We start from the raw sequence: 16907 nt of genomic DNA on the forward strand, positions 1-16907 counted from the left end.
ACTCACCTCGTTAAACCGTCTCTCCGGTGTGATGTGACCGAAGAGTGCATCGAGCGGCCATTATGGCGAGGGGCTATTGCGAATGATTCGAGGCTTTGTGGAGAATCCATGGAGGCGATGATAAAGTTCAACGCCACCTTTTTTCGAGTCCGACTATGTCCCATCTCAATGCTTCCGTCAGCCCGGCGGGTCAGTCACTGGTACTGATTGCAGAGGATGAAACCGAGATCGCCGACATCCTCGCCGCTTACCTGCAACGTCATGGGTTGCGCTCCCTGCACGCCGCCGATGGCCGTGAAGCGCTGGCCATGCATCAGGCATTCAAACCCGATCTCCTGCTGCTGGATGTGCAGATGCCGCAACTGGATGGCTGGCAGGTGCTCAGCGAGATCCGGGCGCGTGGCGACACGCCGGTGATCATGTTGACCGCCCTCGATCAGGATCTCGACAAGCTGATGGGGCTGCGCATGGGGGCGGATGACTATGTGGTCAAACCCTTCAATCCGGCCGAAGTGGTGGCGCGAGTGCAGGCCGTGCTAAGGCGCACCCGGGCCGTAAAGCCAGCCACGGCGAACGTGCTGCGGGTCGGCCAGTTTCAGATCGATCTGGAGAGCCACGAGGCCAGCATTTGCCGCGATGACCAGCAGCAGGTGCTGGAACTGACCCTGACCGAGTTCAAGTTGCTCGCCTCTTTGATGCGGGCGCCGAAACGGGTGTTCAGTCGCGCCGAACTGCTGACTCACTGCCTGCCGGAGGGGGATACCCAGGAGCGTACGGTGGATAGCCACATCAGCAAGTTGCGCAAAAAGCTGGAGACACACGGCATTCAGGGGGTCCCCGCCAGTGTCTGGGGCGTTGGCTATCGCTTCGGGGGCGATGCATGAAATCGGCGCCCGGCCTTCGCAGGCAGATCATCCGCTCTCTGGGCCTGATGACGCTTGGCATCATCTCCCTCGCGGTGATCGGCACCTATGTGTTTTATGGCATCGCCGTGGCATTTGTGCCGGGCAGTATCTCCGAGACCTGGGTGCCCTCCAGAGTCGAGATGTTATGGATCGGCTCCACCATTCTCATTGCATTGGGGATGGCGCTGTACGTGGCGGTTCGCCTCTCTCGCCGCATCCTGACTCCCCTCAACTCGGTGGCAACCAGCCTGCGCGAGGTGGCCGAGGGCAAACTCGATGCCCGCGTGCCGGAGGATGAGCAGGCGATCGGGGAGACGGCGCAACTGGTGCGCGACTTCAACGCCATGGCCGAGCGGCTGCAGAGCATGACCCGCGAGCGGGAGTTCTGGAATGCCGCCATTGCCCACGAGTTGCGCACTCCCGTCACCATTTTGCGCGGCCGCTTGCAGGGGCTGGCCGAAGGGGTATTTCCTCCCAGCAGCGAACTCTTCGAGGGGTTGCTTCGTCAGGTCGAGGGGCTCAATCACCTGATCGAGGATTTGCGGGTATTGAGCCTCAACGACAGCGGCCATCTGGAGTTGCAGCGGACCGAGGTCAGGCTGGCCGACGAGCTTGCCGTGGTGCTTGAGGCATTTGCCAGCCCTCTGGCGGCGAGCGGATTTGTGTTGCAGCGGGAGCTCGATAGCGAACTTCATGTCTGCTGCGATCTGTTTCGCATCCGTCAGGCTCTGATGGCGCTGTTGGAAAATGCCCAGAAGCACGCGCAGCCAGGCCTGCTGACCGTGCGGCTGTATCGCTCGGAGAGTGTGTGCGTCCTGAGTGTGGAAGATGAGGGGCCAGGCATCAGCGAGGAGATTGCCGCCTGTATCTTCGATGCGTTTCGTCGCGGAGATCCGTCACGCTCGCGCAAGAGCGGCGGTAGCGGACTCGGACTCGCCGTGGTCAAGGCGATTGCCGAGGCGCACGGCGGCAGCGCGGTTTGCCAAGCTACCGGGCAGGGAGGGAGCCGATTCGTGCTCTCCTGGCCCATCTCGGCCATGTCCGGTTGCCCTGAAACCTAGCCTGCGGGCGGCAGGTTCTGATGAAGCTATACAGCTGACAGCTGCCCGCACAGGGGCGTTTGACAAGCGACCGTTATAGGGTTTTCTACCGCTTGTGCCGGGTGAGCAGGAGGGGTTTGGACATGGCTCATTTGGCGCGAAATCATGGTTTTTTGCCGCTAAAAATTGAAACCGTTTTCAGAAATCCTTTTCAACTGTGATCCGCTTCAAAGCTTTTTCGGGCGCCAACCTCTAGCATTGGCTCCACGAATTAGGGGCTAGCGCTCCCGATTTTCCCGCTGTGGGAGGTAACCGGATGATCCGGCTATTTCCTTCGTTACTTTCGACGGTCATCACGGATGGCCGTTTTTTTTTGAGTTATTTCACGGTAAAGGGTCGAGTGGGCGGCGCTTTACCGTTAAAATTCCGCTTTTGCATCTGCCCGTGAGTTTTGATGTCTGCCTCCACCCTCTCTTCGGATAGTTATCTCCTGCTCAGTGCCTTGCAACTGCAGCGTGTCGCCAGTACCCGTCTGTTGCAAGAGACGCTCGGCGCGGGCCATGAGCTCGCCAGCCACCTGACCCGGCTGCACGATGCCGGCCTGATCAGATTGCGCGGGGAGCAGCAGTGGAGCCTGACCGCCGAGGGGACGTTGGCGCTGATCCTGGGGGTGCGGGCCGGTGTGTGCGCTGCCCCTGACTGGAGCAGGGTCTCCTCGGTGACCGGCCAGGATCTGGTTCACGGGCTGGTGCGCGAATTGTGTCGGGGCAAGGCGGGGGAGATCCCGGCCTTTTTCTCTCCCGGCGATCTGCTCACCCTGCTCGATACCGCAGATGCCCATCTGCTGCTGGCGGGCTCCAGCCCTGCCTGGCAGCAACTGCTGCTGGAGCACTTCTCGCTGCAACTCTTGCTCGATGCCCCCTATGAAGAGCGCTGGCCGCTGGCGAATGCGCTGGTGCGTTGTGCCCCCGAGGTGCAGGCCAGGGCCAAAGCGTTCGAGGCGGAGTGGCGCTGGCTCTGCGGTGATGGCGAGAGCTCCGACTCCAGCCTCTTGTGGCCTGCTTTGCAGGCGGTTGCCTCGCAAGGAGAGAGCGGCCCGCTGGGTGAGCGGCTGCTCACGGCCCTTGGCCAGTGGCAGGCCGAGGGTCATGAGGGGCAGTGGCCCCGAGCCTTCAGTGCCTTGCTCTGGCTTGGCTGGTTGCAGCAGGCCGACCCCGTCATCGCCAGCGAGCAGCGCAAGAGGTGGCAGCGCAGCCTTGGCGGACAATTTCCGCTGCTGGCCGATCTGCTCAGCCAGTGGGCCGGTGAGCGGCATGGTCAGGCGGTCGGGCTGTTCGATACCCTGCAATTGCCGGTGGAGGAGCTGCACTGGGGCTACCTCTGGCTCGATCTCTGCTCGCTGGCCCGTCACGGCGCCCAGAGCGCGCAGGTGGCCATGCTGCACAAGTGGGATCTCTCCCACCTGCTCGATGCCGAACCCCATCATCGGCTGATGGCGTTTTGTCAGGATCTGCTGCGCCTGCTGCTGGGAGAGGGAGCCAAAGGGGCGCCACTTGGCCAACTGCGCAACAGCGAGGCCGAAGACGAAGAGTCAGAAGAGGACGCCGGCGAGGAGAAGGGGGCCGCCTCCGCCAGCTGGCTCAACTGGTTGCAGGGGCTGGGACGTGCCAGCGGTGTGCGCAAGCCGCAGGAGCGGCTGGTGTGGCTGCTTCACGCCGATGGCCCCGAGCTGGAGTGCAAGATCCAGAAACTCAGCACCAAGGGGGAGTGGACGGCGGGCCGCCGGGTCGATCCCACCCTGCTCTCCACCCAGTATGCGGCGCTGCTCGATGAGCACGACTGGGCAGTGGTGCGCACCCTGCCGCGGGTGATGGGACGCTTGCCCCGGGATGTCTGGGCGCCGCTGGCCGATCACCCCCGCCTGTTCAACGCCAAGGGGCAGAAGCTGCAGCTCGCCATCACGGCGCCGCTGCTGCAGATTATCGCGACCGAAGAGGGGATGAGTGCCTTGCTGATCCCAGATGCAGCCGCCCGCGGGGCCCATATCATGCCGCTGGCGCAGGATCTGTGGCAGCTCATCCTCACCCCGCAGCCGCTGCTCGACCGCTTGCCAGCGCTCGAATCCATCCCGCTGCTGCCCGCCGAGGGGATGAGCGAGTTGCAGCGCACTCTGGACGGGATCGCCGATCTGCCTTGGCACAGCCAGGTTGAGGGATTGCACGGCAATGCCGAACTGGCCCCCTGGCCGGGCATTCCTTCGGTGCAGCTCGATTGGCAGGATGGCCAGCTGGCGGTCAAGCTGGTGACCCGCTTTGAGGATCTGCCGCCCCAGCCCCTTGGCAAGGGGGAGGCGATCGTGCGGCAGGGGATCAAGGCGTACTACTACTGGCAGCGGGATCTCGCGGCCGAGAAGGGGCAGGCCCAACTGCTGCGCAATCAATTGCCCATCGGCCTGCCCGGCAGCGAGTGGCTGCTGCAGGGGGAACAGGCGCTGGCGCTGGTCAATGCCCTGCCCGAGCTGGTGGACGCCGGTGTGGTCATTCACTGGCATCAGGACAGCGCCCGCCTCAAGAGCCTTGATGAAGCGGCCCTGAGCCTGCGTATCGAGCGGCGGCAGGACTGGTTCCAGGTCGAAGGGGCACTGGCCCTCGATGAGCACCAGATCCTCGACCTGCGCCTTATTCTGCGCCAGATGACCCCGGGGCAGCGCACCGTTCAGCTCGACGAGAAGACCAGTCTGATGCTGAGCGACAAGCTGGTGGAACGACTCACCATGCTGGGGGCCATGCTCGATGAAGAGCAGCGGATCAACAACAAGCTGGCCTATCCGCTCACTCGCCTGCTCTCGGTCATTACCACCGAAGGGGATGCGGCGTGGCAATCCCTGCAGCAGGAGTGGCAGCAGGAGGTCGAGTGCCCGGACGAGCTGCTTACCTCCCTGCGGGACTATCAGAAAGAGGGGGTGCGCTGGATGGCGACCCTGGCCCATCACGGTTTTGGTGCCTGTCTGGCCGATGACATGGGTCTGGGCAAGACGCTGCAGGCGCTGATTGTGTTGCGCATGCGCCAGCACCTTGGCCCTGCGCTGGTTGTGGTGCCCAAGTCAGTGGTCACCAACTGGCAGGAGGAGGTGACCCGTTTCGCCCCCGAGCTGGATGTGGTGGTGTTCGAGAATCCGGCCGAGCGGGAGGGGATCATTCGCGAGGCCAAGGCCGGTCAGGTGATCCTCATCAACTACGGCATGCTCGGCAGCCTGGCGGAGGCGCTCAAGGCGCGCCGCTGGTCCAGCATGGTGCTCGATGAGGCGCAGCAGATCAAAAACGCTGGTACCCAGCGCGCCAAGCTGCTGTTCCAGCTCGACGGCGATTTTCGCCTCGCCCTCTCCGGCACCCCCATCGAGAACCATCTGGGGGAGCTGTGGAGCCTCTTCACCTTTATTAACCCGGGGCTGCTCGGCAGCCTTGGCGAGTTCAAGCGCCGCTTTGGCAAGGCGGTCAAGGATCCTCAGCACATGGCGCTGCTGCGGGCGGTGATCAGCCCCTTTATCCTGCGTCGTCTCAAGCAGCAGGTGTTGACCGAGCTGCCGGACAAGACCGAGATCATCCACCACATCAGCCTCTCCCCCGAAGAGCGCCAGCTCTACGAGGCGACCCGGCGGGAAGTGGTGCAGCAGGTGCAAAGCGCAGATGGACGCGCCTTGATGCATGTGCTGAGTGGCCTGACCCGGCTGCGCCGCCTCTGCTGCTCACCGGAGCTGGTGATGCCCGAGTGGTCGCAAACCAGCAGCAAGTTGGACGAGGCGATGGCCCTGCTGGAAGAGGCGATCGACGGCGGTCATCGGGTGCTGGTGTTCAGCCAGTTCGTCGATCTGCTGAGTCTGTTGCGGACCCGCATCGAGCAGAAGTCCTGGGACTACTGCTATCTGGATGGGGGCTGCTCCGCCAAGTCCCGTCAGGACTCCATCCTGCGTTTTCGTCACGAGGAGGTGCCGCTGTTCCTCATCAGCCTCAAGGCGGGGGGCACCGGCCTCAACCTCACCCAGGCCGATACCGTGCTGCACCTCGATCCCTGGTGGAACCCGGCGGTTGAAGATCAGGCGAGCGATCGGGCGCACCGGATGGGCCAGACCCAGCCGGTGACCGTGTACCGGCTGGTGTGCGAGCAGACGGTGGAGGAGAAGATTGTCGCCCTGCACGACGAGAAGCGGGCGCTGGCCGATGGCCTGCTGAGCGGCCAGTCCGAGGTGCGTGGGCTGGATGTGGAGAGCCTGCGAGCCCTGCTGATGGGCTGATTGGCGACGCCGCCTTTCATACCGCCTATCGAGATAGAAAAGGGGAGAACATCCAGAGATGTTCTCCCCTTTCTCGTTTGGGACGCAGATATGGGGTACTCGTTTATCGCGGCAAGGCGGCCCAGCTATTCCTGATCCAGTCACCCCTGATAGAGATAGAGGTGCAGCCGCTCGATGATGGGCTCGCCGCCAATCTTGCGATCTCGCCGCGCCTGCCGGCTCTTGGGGGGATAGTTGCCCAGATGGGTGACTGCAGGCGGGGTATCCGAGCAGAGCAGCAGAGGCAGGCTCGCCTTGATCTGCTGCTTGCGCGGGGTGCGCTCCAGCCAGAGCAGGTTGATCATCGGGTGGGTCTTGACCGGGCGGCGGATCCGCAGCTCGGCATCGGCAGGCAGACGGCGAATGTCGTACACCTCCTGATCCACCATCTTGCTCCACTCCTCGTTGTTGGAGAGGGCCGGTATATAGCGGCGGCTGCGCTCCAGCATCTCAAGCACCTGCTCGCGACTTAGGCGATTGATGGTCTGCTTGTCGGCCCAGGTAAAGCCGAGGGATTGCAGCTCCCCTGCCAACAGGGTCAGCTTGCGGTAGACCTGCAAGGTGATCACCCCGGGCAGGGCGGTATGTACCAGCTCGAACTTCTCGTCCCTTCCCCCCGCCTGCTGCACCAGCGCCTTGAAATCGAGCTTGTGCTGGTTGATTTGGTCGATCAGCGGTTGTAGCAAGGGGGCTGCGGCAGCAGGAAAGCGCAACCAGCCGGGCAGCCGATGAGTCGCCTTGGTGGAGCAGCCGGGACGGGCGCTGTGGTCCCGATAAGCGGCGAGGGTGGCCGCCAGCGCGGCTTCACCGTTGAGATAGCCCACCTCAATTTGCTCGATCGGGTCGTGCTCTTCCCCCTGCGCAACCGGGGGGAGAGGATAGACATGAGCCTCCTGCAGGTCGAGCTGGCAAAGCAGATCTGCCAGCTGGTTGAGAGAGGCTTCAATGGCGGCCATCTGTTGACGCAGGGCGGCGGTCGGGGTAAAGCTATCCATCGATGATCCTGTGGTCTGACCCGCTGTTGACGACATCAGGTATGACATCGCTGCGGGTAGCAAAACTACTGTATAAATAAACATACCAGCATGCGGTTGGAGTGCCAAGAGGCACTTTGAGGAGGGGGCAATGTGCGCCTCTGAATGGGGATGTGGTGATGGTTTTATTTATGTTTCAGGGTGTTAAATAAAGATCGCCATAGGATCATTAAATTAACAACCATGTGTAACTCCGCTGTTGCCAGCTGTTCACACCTTGTCCATCCCTGCATATGTAAAGCAGTAAAATGCATATATAGATGGGTGCCATGCAGCACAATATGCTGTGAGACTCTGCTGGCCAACCGTTAAAATAATTATTTTTTTAAAATCAAATGGTTAAAATTAAATCCGGCCATTTTTAGACATTAGATTTACTAATGTAACGTATCAAAATTCGTCAATTGAGTCGGCCCTGCTCCCTGACTAAGCTTTGCGCATCAAATAAAGCCCAGTGCGTAAACAAATATTCAGAGGAGCCACATCATGGCCAACATGACTTATACCGAAACCGGTTACCAGCATTCCAGCCAATTGAATCTGGTTGCTCGCGTTAAAATGACCGTTCTGACCTGGCTGGAGCGCAGCCGCAGCCGTCGCCAGCTCTCCGAACTGCCCGAGTACCTGCTCAAAGACATCGGCCTGAACGAAGCTGACCGTTATCAAGAGACCACCAAGCCGTTCTGGCGTGGTTGATCAGCCGGGCATGGATGCCTTGTTTTTCTGCTGAGTCGTTTGCTGTTCTTCCCCTGTGGCGCCCGGCCGCCATGTCTGTCATTGTCTGTTTTATATCCCCCGTTTTCCCCCTGTTATTTGTTGGTCCTTTTTCCTCTCCTCTTTATTCCACATTGCTACTGCCATTGCTGTCGTCGTTCGATTGTTATCACACTTGTATCGTTAATGTTTGAATTTGTTTAAAAAACGATTTTAAGCCGCGATGCCTTGCGTATAATCCGGCCATAGTGTTCCAGCGCAAGAGGGTGAGACGGATGATTCCCCAGCACGATTTTTTGGCCATGACCCGCAGCCACGAGTGGCAGCTCGATCCCTTTGATTTTGCGCTGCCGGATGGCACGCAAGTCAGCGTCTGGGATACCGGTGTCATCTGTCTGGAGCCTGCCAGCGGAGCGGGCGGCCAGCCGGGGGGGCGCAAGGATATCGTCCTCTCCTGCGGTATTCACGGCAACGAGACCGCCCCCATCGAGATCTGCAACCAGCTGCTGAGTCGTCTGCTCTCAGGCGAGCTGAGCGCCCGTCATCGGGTGCTGTTCCTGTTTGGCAATCCGGCTGCTATGAATCTGGGGCTGCGGGAGGTAGAGGAGAACATGAACCGGCTCTTCTCCGGAGCACACAGCAAGGGGGAGGGGCTGTGCAATCGGGAGCGGATCCGCGCCATGCGCCTCGAGCAGTATGTGAGCCGCTTCTTTGCCAATCCGGCTCGTCCCCGTTACCACTACGACCTGCACACCGCCATTCGCGGTTCGCGCCACGAGAAGTTTGCCGTCTACCCCTTCCCCCACGAGCGGCCCCACTGCCGCGAGCAGGTGCAGTTCCTCGGCGCCTGCGGGGTGCGTACTATTCTGCTCTCCGCCAGCCCGACCACGACCTTCAGCTACTACAGCTCCCGCCAGCATGGTGCCCACGCCTTTACGGTGGAGTTGGGCAAGGTGCGCCCGTTTGGCGAGAACGATATGACCCGCTTTATCGAAACCCGCCAAGCGCTGCAAGAGCTGGTCACTCAGGATGAGGTGGCGCTGGAGCCGTGGCGGGCGGATGATTTCACCCTGTTTGCCATCGATCGGGTGATCACCAAAAAATCGGCGGACTTTCGCTTCCTGTTTGCCAGCGATGTCGACAACTTCACCGAATTCCCCCAAGGGTTCGTGCTGGCCGAGGATGGCGAGCTTCGCTACACGGTCGAGAAGCCGCGTGAGGCGGTGGTCTTCCCCAATGCCAACGTGGCGATTGGTCAGCGCACCGTGCTGATGGTGGTGCCGACAAGGCTTTGGGAATAGCGGTGATAGTTTTGCCTGCAGAGCGGTGATGCATCCGCAGGCGGCGCCAAGCCATTGTTTTAGTCGGTGGCTCAGACACAGCAGCGGTTAGCCGCAGTAATAAAAAATGGGGCCAGTCAGATGACTGGCCCCATTTTTTATCGGGTTCAAGTGGTGTGGCTTAGCTGTTGTTCTTCACAAACAGGGTCAGCTCCTGGCCGGGCTTGAGGTAATCCCCTTTATCCAGCTGGTTCCAGCGCATCACATCATTGATGGCCACCTGGAAGCGAGCCGCAATGGAGGAGATGGAGTCGCCACGGCGAACCTGATACACCATCGATTTGTCGCTCTTCTTCCCTTGCTTGGGATAGACCACCAGCTTCATGCCTGGCTTGAGCGCCGACTTGGCAGTCAGACCATTCCACCTGGCGAGCTCTTCGTGGGAGACGCCGTGTGCCTGGCTGATGCTCCACAGGTTGTCACCCGAGCGCACCTTGTAGCTGACTTTGGCCTTCTGGCTGCTGCCACGGCTTGCCAGCTGTTGCGGTTTGCTGGCGGAGCTGGCCTTGCTGCTGACCTGACCGTGGGTCGGGATCACCAGTTGCTGACCGCGACGCAGGTTGTTGCTGCGCAGATTGTTGGCCAGCTTCAGCTCGTTCACGCTGACGCCATGATTCTGGGCAATGCGCGACAGGGTATCGCCACTGGTGACCTGATAGGAGCGGGTACGAATACGCTCGCTCTTGGGCAGATCGGCCAGTGCCAGCTCCAGGGTATCGGCATACTCTACCGGTACCAGCAGGCGGTAAGGGCCACGGGGCGACATCACGCCACGGCTCAGGGCCGGATTGACCTCCTTGAGCTGTGACGTGCGCAGACCGGCCAGTTGGGCGGCCACATTCAGATCGATCTGGCTGCCGGTCTCCACCACTCGCAGCTTCGGCTCGTTGGCGAGCACCGGCAACTTGATATTGTATTTGTCAGCATTGCTGATCATGTCAGCCATGGCGAGGATCTTGGGCACATACATCCGGGTTTCCCGGGGCAGATCGAGCGACCAGTAGTCGGTCGGTTTGCCTGCGCGCTGGTTACGCTGGATGGCGTTGCGCACCCGTCCTTCACCGGCATTGTAGGCGGCCAGCGTTTGCAGCCAGTCACCGTCAAAGAAGCGGTTCAGGTACTCCAGATAGTCGAGCGCCGCATTGGTGGAGGCCAGCACATCGCGCCGTCCGTCATACCAGTTGTCGTGGCGCAGACCGAAGTTTCTGCCTGTCGCTGGCACAAACTGCCAGAGTCCGACGGCATTGCTGCGGGATCGTGCATGGGGATCAAACATGCTCTCGATCATCGGGACAGTAATAAGCTCCATTGGCAGCTCACGCCGTTCAATCTCCTCTACCATCAGATAGAGGTAGGGTTCAGCCCGGCTGGCAATGGTCGCCAGATGCTTATCATTGCGCAACAGCCACTCACGTTGTTGGCGGATGCGCGCATTGTCCGGAGTTTCCAGTTGCATATCATCGCTGATACGCACCCACAGATTGTCCGTATCTTCCATTTCGTCCAGCTGTTCATCGCCAAACAGGAAATGGGAAGAGTGTTTTTTATGCGCTTTTTTCTTGACCTGGGGGGACTTGATCGGCTCGATTGCCGTTAGCGCCCGGTCATCCTGATGGCTCAGGTTTTGGCAGCCGCTGAGCAACAGCGCTGCCAATAAGGCCGTTCGTACCTTCATCTCGTTCCGGTCATTTTTAGGAAAAACAGCTCGCATCATAAGGGGCAATGGCCCCCTGATCAAGGTTTGTTCAAAAAACGTCCTTCCACTGACGCAGGATGGTGAAGGTATCTACCGGATTTTCCACGCATTTTAGCCCATGTTTTTCAGCAGAAAATTTCACTGAATCCTGTTCGCATCGCAGAAAAATGTTGAAAGTGCGTTCGTCACCCAGCCGGGTTGGCAGACTTGGCAGCCCTTGTTGCCGCAGTTTGCTGATCAGCCCGATCTGGCGGCGGATCGCCGGGTTGTCAGGTTCGACCGCATAGGCAAAACGCAGGTTGGAGAGGGTGTACTCGTGGGCACAATAAATGAGTGTCTCATCGGGCAGGGCGGCGAGTCGTTGCAGCGAGTGGTACATCTGCTCCGGCGTCCCTTCAAACAGGCGGCCACAACCGGCCGAGAAGAGGGTATCGCCACAAAAGAGCATGCCGTTGCCGTGGTAGGCGATGTGGCCGCGAGTGTGCCCGGGCACATGGATCACCTCGAGGGCGAGGCCGTGCCAGTTGATCTGATCGCCATCTTCCAGCCACTGACCGTGGTGATCCGGCATCGGGTCAAGTTTGGGGCCATAGAGCCGGGCGTGGGGGAAGTGGGCAAGCAGGTCGGTGACGCCCCCGACATGGTCGTGATGGTGATGGGTCAGCAGGATGGCATCGAGCACCAGTCCCAATGCCTCGAGCCGCTCCAGCACGGGGGCGGCATCGCCCGGATCGACCACCAGACAGTGATTTTCGTGGCGGATCAACCAGATGTAGTTGTCATTAAAGGCTGGAACTGTGATCACTGGATACATGAGTCTGCTTCTCTTTAGGGAGGGTATCTTATATAACAGGATGGCGTTCGAAACCCCGAGTTGAGCCCTATTATGCAGGTGGCACGTACCGAACAACAAATCGAGATCCCGACCAGCTGGTCTGCATTGCCTATGGGGGACTGGGTGGCGGCCGAGATCCAGGATCGGCTCGACAACTGGTGCCCCAACCTGTTTGGGTATCATCTGCTGAAAATTGGCGCCCTGAGCGCCGAACTCTCCTGCAAACGCTCCTCCATTCGTCACCAGATCGGGGTCGCCCCCGGCGGGCGGCTGCTCGACATGTATGGCGACCCCCTCGATCTGCCGGTACGGACCGGCAGCGTCGATGCCTGCCTGCTGGCTCACTGCCTCGATTTCTCTGCCGATCCTCATCAGGTGTTGCGCGAAGCCGAAAGGGTGTTGACCGACGATGGCTGGCTGATCATCAGTGGCTATAACCCCATGAGTCTGGTCGGGATCGGTCACTGTGTGCCGTTCTTGCGGCGCAGAATGCCCTGGTCGGCACGGATGTTCACCCCGGGGCGGGTGACGGACTGGCTGCATCTGCTGGGATGCGAGGTGATGTTCGACGAGCGCTTTGGTTATTCGTTTATGGGAAAACAGAGCTGGCACAGTTGGTGGCGAGAGAGTATCGGGCGGGATTATTGCAGGGCATTTGCATCGGTATACGTGATTGCGGCCCGTAAACGGCGCTTTCCACTGATCCCGGTGCGGCGGCGCTGGCAACTGCCAAAGTCCCTCGCCACACCGGGAATGGCCCGTCAGGGCTGGTAGCCGGTATCCTCGGCCAGATCCTTGCCGCAGGCGGCCTCTCTGGCCAGCTCGTCGCACCGTTCGTTCTCTGGGTGGCCGGAGTGACCCTTCACCCAGAGCCACTCAATCTGGTGGCGACCCACTTCCGCATCCAGCTCCTTCCAGAGATCGACGTTCTTGACCGGTTGGCGGTTGGCGGTCATCCACCCTTTCTTCTTCCAGCCGATGATCCACTGGGTGATCCCCTGGCGGACATACTGGCTGTCGGTAGTGAGGCGCACCTTGCACGGTTCGTTGAGGGTACGCAGCCCCATGATGGCGGCCATCAGCTCCATCCGGTTATTGGTGGTCAACTTGAATCCGGCGGAAATCTCTTTGCGGTGCTTGCCGTAGACCATGACGGCCCCGTAACCACCAGGGCCCGGATTGCCAAGGCAGGAGCCGTCGGTATAGACATCAATCTGTTTTAACATGAGCAATCAATCTGTTTTAACATGAGGCTTGGGGTAAACTAGCGAGTAAGTAAAGCCGAAGTTTGACATAGATTGGATCATGAACACACCCCAACTGAATCGCCAGATCATTCTGGATACTGAAACCACAGGTATGAATACGGCGGGTGGCCCTGTCTATCTGGGTCACCGCATTATCGAAATCGGCTGTGTGGAGGTGATCAACCGCAAGCTGACCGGTAACCACTATCACGTCTATATCAAGCCTGATCGTCTGGTCGACCCGGAAGCGATCCAGGTGCACGGTATCACCGACGAGTTCCTGCGTGACAAACCGTCGTTCAGCCAGATTGCCGATGAATTCCTCGAGTTCATCCGCGGCGCCGAACTGATCGCTCACAACGCACCGTTTGACGTGAGCTTCATGGACTACGAGTTCAGCAAGCTCGGACTCAACTTCAAGACGGCGGATATCTGCACCATCACAGATACCCTGGCGATGGCGCGGGATCTCTTCCCCGGCAAGCGCAACAACCTGGATGTGCTGTGCGATCGTTACGGTATCGACAACTCCCACCGTACCCTGCACGGGGCTTTGCTCGATGCGGAGATCCTGGCGGACGTCTACCTGCTGATGACCGGCGGCCAGACCAAACTCAATCTGGCTACCGAGAGCAACGAAAACGAAAGCAATCAGGACACCAGCATTCGCCGGTTGGAGAGCAACCGACCCGCCCTCAAGGTGGTGCGTGCCAGTGCCGAGGTTCAGGCCCTGCACGAAGCGAGACTGGATCTGGTACAGAAAAAGGGAGGAAGTTGTCTGTGGCGGCAATGAGCAAGTGGTATGCCGGTCTGCTGCTATTGCTCTCGCTGGGGGCGACGGCGACCGAGGTATTTGCCCCTTCCGATATTCCGCTGCTGGATAACCGCTTTCGCATCGATTATGGGGTTAAGGAGATAACCTTCATCATCAAGCGCAAGCCGGGCACCCCGTCCGTAATCCTGGTTCGCCCCGATGGCAGCAAGCTTTACGTGGGCAAGGTCAAACCCGCAGATGTGGGTTGGCTGGCGTTGCCGGAGCACGATCTCATTACCCTGCGCAATCCCATGCCGGGCCCCTGGCAGGCGATTGGCGAGGTGGATCCCGACAACCGGGTGCGCATTCTCTCCGATATCCGGCTCGATATCGCCGCCCTGCCGATGCAGCTCTATCAGGGGGAGGTGGTCAAGCTCAAGGCGTGGTTGCTGATCAATGGTCAGCCGCCGAAAGATAAATACTATCTCTCTGACCTTGGCATGACCGTCAAGCTGCAATCGTTCAGCGATGCCGATAAGAAAGAGGTCGTGCTGGATCAAGTACTTGGCCACTATCGCGATGATGGCAAGGGGCTCGACGAAGTGCCGGGCGATGGCATCATGACGGCGGAAGTGACGCTGCAGGATATTCCCGGTGGCAAGTACCGCGCCATGTTCAGCACGGGCAATCAGGTGTTTGTCCGTGCCCGTTATCAGGATGTACTGCTTTACCCCTATCCGTTCAGCTATAACTTGTCGCCGCCTTCGGATGAGCTGGGTGCCAAGCTCTCACTGCTAATCGACCGTGATGAGCTGGATCCCGCTTCCGTGGTGGTCAAGGGGAGTGTGACCAGCAATGTGGGCGGCCTCTACGAGTTCAGCGAGACCGCCAGCGACCCCAAGCTTGATATCGATCTCTCCAACATCAAGGAGGTCGGTCAGCATGAGGTGAAAGCAACTCTCTATGGCACCACTCGCCTCGGCCGTGAGCTGAAAATCGAGTTGCCGGTGAAAACCTTCAATGTCTTCCCGCCACCGCCGCCTCCTGTAGAGGTGGTGTCGGCCGCCGCACCGGCCTCCAGTGCCGAGGCGACCCATGAAGCTCCGGAAGAGGAGGAAATGGGCTGGCTGATCTGGGCATTGGCGGGTGGTGGTGTGTTGCTGGCGGTATTGGGTGGGGTCGGGTTTGTGGTGATACAAAAACGGCGTGCCCTGAAGCGTGCTCTGGCCGCTGCGCAGGCCGAGAATCAGCAAGCCGGACAACCTGCTGCCAAGCTGGATCTCAATCTGCCAGAGCAGTAACCCTCGTACTGAAGTGGCGTGATGTCAGAGATAAAAAACCGCCCTGATAAGCAGGGCGGTTTTTTTTAGTTCATAAACAGAACAAGCTGGCTATCAGTGTTCGCCGATATAGACATCCTTGTTCTGCTCGCGGATCTCGAGGAACTTGTCCAGATTGGCCATCATCAGCTCGACCAGCTGGGGGTCGAAATGCTGCCCCTTCTCCTCTTCAATCAGGGCCAGCACCTTGTCCAGCGGCCACGCCTTCTTGTAGCAGCGATCCGAACCCAGAGCATCGAACACGTCAGCCAGCGCCACAATCCGCCCCTCCAGCGGAATATCGGCCCCCTTCAGACCACGGGGATAGCCACTGCCATTCCACTTTTCATGGTGATTGCCAGCGATGGTGGCACCAATCTGAAACAGCGCCAGATCGCTGCCGGAGAGCATATCCTGCCCGAGCTGGGCGTGGGTTTTCATGATCTCCCACTCTTCCGGTGTCAGTTTGCCCGGCTTGTGCAAGATGGCATCGGGAATTCCCACCTTGCCAATGTCATGGAGCGGTGAGGCACGTTTCACCAGCTCGCTCTGCTCTTCACTCATGCCCATCAGGTGGCAGAATTGTTCGGTATAGAGCGCGACCCGTTTGACGTGCAGCCCTGACTCTTTTGAACGGGTTTCGACCAGTTCGCCGATGCGATAGATGATCTCCCGCTGGTTGTCGGCGATCACCTCATTGAGTCGGATATTCTCCAGCGCCACTATGATGTTTTCGGTAAACAGGGTCAGCAGATTGGTATCGATCTGGCTGAGCTGGCGGGTGGTCTCGATGTGGAACAGCAGGTGGTGGCGCGGATTCTGGCAGTAGAGCACCATCTGGGTGGCGTTATAGACATTGCTGCGCTTGCTCATAGCCTGGCGCAGGATCTCCGGCGCGTCCGTGAGGAGCATGGCGGGATGGCCGGGGAGCAGGGGCTCCAATACTTGATCCTTCACCTCATAAGCGTATTGCTTGACGTCGTATATCTGGGTTTCCCCCAGATGGAGTAGGGCGCTGAGCTGCTCCTGGGCGCCTTCGACAAACTGGCGCAAGGCCCGTTTCTCAAAGATCCCCTTGGAGGCTTCGATGACTTTTTCCAGCCCCTGACGGTTACTCTCCAGGGTACGGATATCCCGATAGGATCGCAGGCTGGCCCGCAGCAGGGTGCGCAGCTTCTGGGAGGTGAGCTCGGTTTTATCCTTGTAGTCGTTGATGTCGTAGTTGGTGACTACGTCATCTTCCGGCGCCTGGCCGGGTTGGCCGGTACGCAACACGATGCGTACCATCTTGTTTTGCAGATCTTCACGGACGTATTTGACGACATCGAGGCCGGCGTGGTCGACCTCCATCACCACGTCCAGCAGCAACAGGGCAACGTCCGGGGTGGTGGCCAGCAACTCTTTGGCCTGCGCTGCGGAATAGGCATGCAGAAAATCGATGGGGCGATTGTCAAACTCGAATTTGTTCAAGGTGATTTTGGTGATGCGATGCACTTCAGGCTCATCGTCAACAATCATCACCTTCCAGCCCGCTTGCTGTGCGTCGGGGAGGGAGAGATCGTCATCATCAATAATCAGGATCTGGTCATCCATCATACAATCCTGTTTGGCATCCTGTGCTTACATTAACTGCTTCACTAAGGATAGGAAACTTATTGGGAAATAAAATTTGATCTCGAAAAACTATGGTCGA

General features: G+C 59.5%; 13 protein-coding genes. 8 read left to right on the forward strand and 5 right to left on the reverse strand.

What is annotated here, in order from left to right:
* The first annotated feature begins 155 nt into the window (after window positions 1–155).
* The 3 genes from OKB77_RS12990 to OKB77_RS13000 all read left to right on the forward strand — a co-directional run bounded on the left by OKB77_RS12990 (window position 156) and on the right by OKB77_RS13000 (window position 6236).
* A complete protein-coding gene (locus OKB77_RS12990; RefSeq protein WP_268011414.1) occupies window positions 156–884 on the forward strand; it encodes a response regulator in 729 nt (242 codons plus the stop codon).
* Window positions 881–1966: an ATP-binding protein gene (locus tag OKB77_RS12995; protein ID WP_268011413.1), complete on the forward strand. Its 1086-nt coding sequence runs from the start codon at window positions 881–883 to the stop codon at window positions 1964–1966. Before OKB77_RS12990 ends, OKB77_RS12995 begins: the two co-directional genes overlap by 4 nt.
* A gap of 433 nt (window positions 1967–2399) precedes the next feature.
* Complete coding sequence (locus tag OKB77_RS13000) at window positions 2400–6236, forward strand: DEAD/DEAH box helicase (protein WP_270817795.1); 3837 nt, start codon at window positions 2400–2402, stop codon at window positions 6234–6236.
* A gap of 140 nt (window positions 6237–6376) precedes the next feature.
* Here OKB77_RS13000 and OKB77_RS13005 read toward each other — a convergent pair whose 3' ends face one another.
* Window positions 6377–7270: a DNA replication terminus site-binding protein gene (locus tag OKB77_RS13005; protein WP_270817796.1), complete on the reverse strand. Its 894-nt coding sequence runs from the start codon at window positions 7268–7270 to the stop codon at window positions 6377–6379.
* A gap of 525 nt (window positions 7271–7795) precedes the next feature.
* Here OKB77_RS13005 and OKB77_RS13010 point away from each other — a divergent pair.
* Together OKB77_RS13010 and astE are read left to right on the forward strand one after the other, a co-directional pair.
* Window positions 7796–8005, forward strand: a complete 210-nt coding sequence (locus OKB77_RS13010) for a DUF1127 domain-containing protein (RefSeq protein ID WP_005337823.1) — start codon at window positions 7796–7798, stop codon at window positions 8003–8005.
* Between the two features lie 293 nt (window positions 8006–8298).
* Entirely contained in the window at window positions 8299–9324 is a 1026-nt protein-coding gene (gene astE / locus OKB77_RS13015; RefSeq protein WP_247823108.1) for a succinylglutamate desuccinylase, read from the forward strand.
* Window positions 9325–9484: 160 nt separating this feature from the next.
* Here the strand turns inward: astE and OKB77_RS13020 are convergent, their stop codons facing one another.
* Complete coding sequence (locus OKB77_RS13020) at window positions 9485–11038, reverse strand: LysM peptidoglycan-binding domain-containing protein (RefSeq protein WP_247823107.1); 1554 nt, start codon at window positions 11036–11038, stop codon at window positions 9485–9487.
* A 70-nt stretch (window positions 11039–11108) separates the two neighbouring features.
* Window positions 11109–11873 carry a hydroxyacylglutathione hydrolase gene (gene gloB / locus OKB77_RS13025; RefSeq protein WP_005337817.1) on the reverse strand — a complete coding sequence of 255 codons (765 nt, stop codon included), beginning with the start codon at window positions 11871–11873 and terminating at the stop codon, window positions 11109–11111.
* Between the two features lie 72 nt (window positions 11874–11945).
* Here gloB and OKB77_RS13030 point away from each other — a divergent pair, with 72 nt between their 5' ends.
* On the forward strand, window positions 11946–12668 hold the full coding sequence (locus tag OKB77_RS13030; protein ID WP_005361718.1) for a methyltransferase domain-containing protein: 723 nt from the start codon (window positions 11946–11948) through the stop codon (window positions 12666–12668).
* On the opposite strand, the gene rnhA is transcribed toward OKB77_RS13030, so the two are convergent.
* On the reverse strand, window positions 12656–13120 hold the full coding sequence (rnhA, locus tag OKB77_RS13035; protein ID WP_005353268.1) for a ribonuclease HI: 465 nt from the start codon (window positions 13118–13120) through the stop codon (window positions 12656–12658). The genes OKB77_RS13030 and rnhA overlap by 13 nt on opposite strands.
* Before the next feature lie 79 nt (window positions 13121–13199).
* Here rnhA and dnaQ point away from each other — a divergent pair, with 79 nt between their 5' ends.
* Together dnaQ and OKB77_RS13045 are read left to right on the forward strand one after the other, a co-directional pair.
* Window positions 13200–13934, forward strand: coding sequence for a DNA polymerase III subunit epsilon (dnaQ, locus tag OKB77_RS13040; RefSeq protein ID WP_047439188.1), 735 nt, complete (start codon window positions 13200–13202; stop codon window positions 13932–13934).
* Complete coding sequence (locus OKB77_RS13045) at window positions 13931–15196, forward strand: TIGR03503 family protein (RefSeq protein ID WP_270817833.1); 1266 nt, start codon at window positions 13931–13933, stop codon at window positions 15194–15196. The genes dnaQ and OKB77_RS13045 overlap by 4 nt, the downstream gene beginning before the upstream one ends.
* A 93-nt stretch (window positions 15197–15289) precedes the next feature.
* Here OKB77_RS13045 and OKB77_RS13050 read toward each other — a convergent pair whose 3' ends face one another.
* On the reverse strand, window positions 15290–16807 hold the full coding sequence (locus OKB77_RS13050; RefSeq protein WP_270817835.1) for an HD domain-containing phosphohydrolase: 1518 nt from the start codon (window positions 16805–16807) through the stop codon (window positions 15290–15292).
* Window positions 16808–16907: the final 100 nt, after the last annotated feature.

This window comes from Aeromonas sp. Y318-3, assembly GCF_027706185.1.
Classification (GTDB): Bacteria; Pseudomonadota; Gammaproteobacteria; order Enterobacterales; family Aeromonadaceae; genus Aeromonas; species Aeromonas veronii.

Coding starts and splice junctions, on each gene's coding strand:
- OKB77_RS12990 (WP_268011414.1), top strand. CDS start 156: ATGTCCCATCTCAATGCTTCCGTCAGCCCGGCGGGTCAGTCACTGGTA.
- OKB77_RS12995 (WP_268011413.1), top strand. CDS start 881: ATGAAATCGGCGCCCGGCCTTCGCAGGCAGATCATCCGCTCTCTGGGC.
- OKB77_RS13000 (WP_270817795.1), top strand. CDS start 2,400: ATGTCTGCCTCCACCCTCTCTTCGGATAGTTATCTCCTGCTCAGTGCC.
- OKB77_RS13005 (WP_270817796.1), bottom strand. CDS start 7,270: ATGGATAGCTTTACCCCGACCGCCGCCCTGCGTCAACAGATGGCCGCC.
- OKB77_RS13010 (WP_005337823.1), top strand. CDS start 7,796: ATGGCCAACATGACTTATACCGAAACCGGTTACCAGCATTCCAGCCAA.
- astE (WP_247823108.1), top strand. CDS start 8,299: ATGATTCCCCAGCACGATTTTTTGGCCATGACCCGCAGCCACGAGTGG.
- OKB77_RS13020 (WP_247823107.1), bottom strand. CDS start 11,038: ATGAAGGTACGAACGGCCTTATTGGCAGCGCTGTTGCTCAGCGGCTGC.
- gloB (WP_005337817.1), bottom strand. CDS start 11,873: ATGTATCCAGTGATCACAGTTCCAGCCTTTAATGACAACTACATCTGG.
- OKB77_RS13030 (WP_005361718.1), top strand. CDS start 11,946: ATGCAGGTGGCACGTACCGAACAACAAATCGAGATCCCGACCAGCTGG.
- rnhA (WP_005353268.1), bottom strand. CDS start 13,120: ATGTTAAAACAGATTGATGTCTATACCGACGGCTCCTGCCTTGGCAAT.
- dnaQ (WP_047439188.1), top strand. CDS start 13,200: ATGAACACACCCCAACTGAATCGCCAGATCATTCTGGATACTGAAACC.
- OKB77_RS13045 (WP_270817833.1), top strand. CDS start 13,931: ATGAGCAAGTGGTATGCCGGTCTGCTGCTATTGCTCTCGCTGGGGGCG.
- OKB77_RS13050 (WP_270817835.1), bottom strand. CDS start 16,807: ATGGATGACCAGATCCTGATTATTGATGATGACGATCTCTCCCTCCCC.